General features: G+C 33.9%; 1 protein-coding gene. It reads left to right on the top strand.

Annotation, left to right across the window (positions count from 1 at the left end; all coding sequences use genetic code 11):
- A partial coding sequence (locus HUS62_RS22605) for an MBL fold metallo-hydrolase (protein ID WP_175081230.1) occupies positions 1-407 on the top strand: 407 nt, incomplete at both ends.

Genomic DNA, 407 nt, shown 5'->3' on the forward strand with positions numbered 1-407 from the left:
GAGAGAACACAAAAAATGGCGATGCTATAGTGATTAGGTATGGTAAAGAGGGAAATTATAAAATTATGGTCGTTGATGGGGGAACTAAAGAATCTGGCAAACAAGTTGTTGAACATATAAAAAATTATTATGGGACTAGTTACGTAGATTATGTAGTTAATACTCACCCTGATATTGATCATGTTTCTGGGTTAGTAACGGTTCTTGAAGAATTAGAAGTTGGAGAATTGTGGATGCATCTCCCATGGGAACACTCTTCTGAAATAAGAGATATGTTCAAAGATGGTAGGATTACTGATAATAGTTTATCCGAACGAATTAAAAACTCTTTAAATAAGGCACACCAATTATATGAGATTGCAATACAAAAGGAAATTCCCATTTATGAACCTTTTGCAGGGGAATAT

The organism is Pseudoalteromonas sp. 0303, assembly GCF_013349995.1.
In the GTDB taxonomy this organism is placed as follows: Bacteria; Pseudomonadota; Gammaproteobacteria; order Enterobacterales; family Alteromonadaceae; genus Pseudoalteromonas.